The sequence below is a fragment of the Ciceribacter sp. RN22 genome, assembly GCF_024054295.1.
In the GTDB taxonomy this organism is placed as follows: domain Bacteria; phylum Pseudomonadota; class Alphaproteobacteria; order Rhizobiales; family Rhizobiaceae; genus Allorhizobium; species Allorhizobium lividum.
Genome location: NZ_JAMXLD010000028.1, coordinates 1 through 2,417, shown reverse-complemented (window position 1 = coordinate 2,417; position 2,417 = coordinate 1). Strand labels below are relative to the sequence as shown.

Genomic DNA, 2,417 nt, shown 5'->3' with positions numbered 1-2,417 from the left:
CGCGCGCGCGTCTCGGCTTTCACGCGCGGGTCACCATTGATGACCCGTGACACGGTCTTGAGCGATGTGCCGACCCGCTTTGCGATTTCGCGTTGCGACGGGATTTTATGCATCAGGATAGCCTCCACCCTTGGGCTGGATCCGCTGCCGCCATAGGGCAGCCAAGTCTGTTCGATCTCTGAACTTCTCGCCTGGCACGCGCAAAAGCCTCATTGTGGTGTCTTGCATGGTGTTACGTGCTGACTTCCGGATCCGTTATTGCCTGATTGTGAGAGTTCTCCACTCTCACGATCGCTTTGATCAAACGCATGCTCACACGAGTTGGATTCCGACAAGCGTACCTCCTATCCAGTGCGATTGAAGCGACCAAAATTCAGCCAATCTCCTCTCGGTACCAGCCTACAGTCACTATATTACCATAGATTTTTGTGGGGCAACCGCCTCGGTGCCTGTGTCTCCGGGCAGCTGCGGTCCGCACGATGCGCCAATGCGTCCGCAGGAGCCGCGGCTGCCGAGCAGGAGGTCGGGACCCAGCCTGTCACAATCTGGCCGGGGACCGGGAGAATGTTGTGTTGCTGGCGGGAATCCAAAGGCAGAGCGCAGAATGCCATCACTATCCTTTGACCGCCGAGCCGACGAATGCGCTGACAAACCAGCGTTGGAACGCAAGATACAGAAGCAGCATCGGAATCATCATCAGGACCGATGCCGCCATGGCATTATCCCAGCGAATACTGTCCTGTCCAAAGAATGCGCCGACGACCACGGAGATAAGGTGCGTGCGATCGCTGTGGGCGACGAGTACGGGCCCGAGATACTGATTCCACGTATCGACGCCCATCAAGATCGACGCAGTAGCGACGGCGGGCATGCCGAGAGGTAGATAGATCGACCGCCAGATTCGGAAGGGTGAGGCGCCGTCGACGATGGCGGCCTCATAGAGCGCCCGTGGGAGTTGCGAAAAAACTGATAGAAGAGGAAGGTGTAAAGCGGACTTGCCACCCAGGGCACTATCTGAGCGACAAAGGTGTCCGACAAACCCATTCGGGACACCATGACCAAGAGGGGCATGAAGATTCCTTCTTGCGGCATGGCGTAGAGCGCGATCACAATCGCGAGGACAGCTAGCCGCCCCGGCAACCTACCCGAAGCGAGGACGAAACCCGCCATGGAGTTGACGATGAGTCCCGGGACAACGGTGGTCGCGAGAATCAACAACGAATTCAATAGATAGCGACCGAAAGCGAATTCGCCGGAGAAATGGCCAACGTCGCGGAAGGTGTTGAGCGTCGAGGCATCCACCCAGAAGGCACGAGAGCTTCCCATGTCAGAGAGTATCTGAAAACGATCGTCCTTGAGTGCGGCGACCACCAAAATGAAGAGAGGCGAGAGGCCCACGAGTACGACAACAAAGACGCTTGCTGCCTGAATGATGCGCGATCCGCCGGATGGGGCAGGCCGCACGCGTTTCCTCGACGAGGAGGTGAGTGTTTCAGACATAGAAATGCCTCGTGAGCCGGCGTTGCACAAGTGCGATCACCAGAACGATAAGGGATAGGATCACGGAGACCGCCGACCCGTAGCCAAGCTTGTGCTCTTCGAAACCGAGGCGGACCATGTAATGAACGACAGTCTCGGTTGTGGACTTCGGACCACCTTGGGTCAGAATGGCGACCTGTCCATAGAGCTTGAACGCCCGGATAGTCGTGACTACCAGAACAAAGACATGTGTCGGCCGTAAGGAGGGCATGGTGACTGGCAATACCGATGGACAAAGGAGAAGAGAAGGACGTCCTTCGCCGCATGCTCTGACTAACGTGCCTTCGGTTTGATCTCGATTGCGCGCAGACTATCCTTCCTGAAGCCGCAACGCAGCGTGATGTCGGTCCAGTCGACCGACCCGGAACGCATTCGCGCCTGCCCCGGAACCGAGACTATCGTAGAGACGACCGATCGATCCGCCGGGCTGAACGTACCGGTCTGGCGCTTGACCTTCGTTCCTTTGACGTCGCTGTCGGTGAAGCCGAGACGGTCAAATGCTCTGCTCTTCTTGACGAGATCGTGGCCGGTGGCGATACAGTCGGCGATCTGCGGCGACGCGTGCTGATCTTTCACGAGCGTCCGGTAATTGCCCTTGTAGTCGGCGGATTTCCTGGGAGGAGCCTCGGCCCGGGACGGCCCGGAAACACTCGCGAGCGCGATTGCGGTGATCATCAACAATCTCATGGATTTCATTGCTTTGCTCCTGACGTCCGGATTTCGGACAATATTTGACTTCGAACGAACTGTGCCACTTCGGCGCTTTCCGTCACGAAATGGATCGACAACGAGAATAGCCGTTTATCCATCGTGATCATCTCCGCATCGTGCCCGTTGTTTCCCGATTGAATGGATATTCACCTGAGCAGCGGAATGGC

At 57.3% G+C, this 2,417-nt stretch carries 2 protein-coding genes and 2 pseudogenes; all 4 read right to left on the bottom strand.

Going from position 1 to position 2,417, the window contains the following annotated elements; genetic code table 11:
• Nucleotides 1-113: LacI family DNA-binding transcriptional regulator (locus tag NHF53_RS24360; protein WP_374591335.1), on the bottom strand; the 113-nt coding region annotated here is incomplete at its 3' end.
• A gap of 500 nt (nt 114-613) precedes the next feature.
• Nucleotides 614-1,500 (bottom strand): annotated as a pseudogene (locus tag NHF53_RS24225) (carbohydrate ABC transporter permease).
• Nucleotides 1,493-1,756, bottom strand: a pseudogene (locus NHF53_RS23535) (carbohydrate ABC transporter permease); the annotation flags it as partial. The pseudogenes NHF53_RS24225 and NHF53_RS23535, both read right to left, overlap by 8 nt.
• A gap of 56 nt (nt 1,757-1,812) precedes the next feature.
• A complete protein-coding gene (locus tag NHF53_RS23530; RefSeq protein WP_252836376.1) occupies nt 1,813-2,235 on the bottom strand; it encodes a BspC domain-containing protein in 423 nt (140 codons plus the stop codon).
• Nucleotides 2,236-2,417: the final 182 nt, after the last annotated feature.